Genomic DNA, 939 nt, shown 5'->3' on the forward strand with positions numbered 1-939 from the left:
CTTTGCTGACGAGCGGCGGACGGGTGAGTAATGCTTGGGAACATGCCTTGAGGTGGGGGACAACAGTTGGAAACGACTGCTAATACCGCATAATGTCTACGGACCAAAGGGGGCTTCGGCTCTCGCCTTTAGATTGGCCCAAGTGGGATTAGCTAGTTGGTGAGGTAATGGCTCACCAAGGCGACGATCCCTAGCTGGTTTGAGAGGATGATCAGCCACACTGGGACTGAGACACGGCCCAGACTCCTACGGGAGGCAGCAGTGGGGAATATTGCACAATGGGCGCAAGCCTGATGCAGCCATGCCGCGTGTGTGAAGAAGGCCTTCGGGTTGTAAAGCACTTTCAGTCAGGAGGAAAGGTTAGTAGTTAATACCTGCTAGCTGTGACGTTACTGACAGAAGAAGCACCGGCTAACTCCGTGCCAGCAGCCGCGGTAATACGGAGGGTGCGAGCGTTAATCGGAATTACTGGGCGTAAAGCGTACGCAGGCGGTTTGTTAAGCGAGATGTGAAAGCCCCGGGCTCAACCTGGGAACTGCATTTCGAACTGGCAAACTAGAGTGTGATAGAGGGTGGTAGAATTTCAGGTGTAGCGGTGAAATGCGTAGAGATCTGAAGGAATACCGATGGCGAAGGCAGCCACCTGGGTCAACACTGACGCTCATGTACGAAAGCGTGGGGAGCAAACGGGATTAGATACCCCGGTAGTCCACGCCGTAAACGATGTCTACTAGAAGCTCGGAGCCTCGGTTCTGTTTTTCAAAGCTAACGCATTAAGTAGACCGCCTGGGGAGTACGGCCGCAAGGTTAAAACTCAAATGAATTGACGGGGGCCCGCACAAGCGGTGGAGCATGTGGTTTAATTCGATGCAACGCGAAGAACCTTACCTACACTTGACATACAGAGAACTTACCAGAGATGGTTTGGTGCCTTCGGGA

At 53.1% G+C, this 939-nt stretch carries 1 rRNA gene; it reads left to right on the forward strand.

From position 1 onward, the window contains the following. Positions 1–939 (forward strand): 16S ribosomal RNA (locus AAEZ18_RS18310); the annotation flags it as partial.

Source organism: Pseudoalteromonas sp. 19-MNA-CIBAN-0066 (assembly GCF_040308705.1).
In the GTDB taxonomy this organism is placed as follows: domain Bacteria; phylum Pseudomonadota; class Gammaproteobacteria; order Enterobacterales; family Alteromonadaceae; genus Pseudoalteromonas; species Pseudoalteromonas nigrifaciens.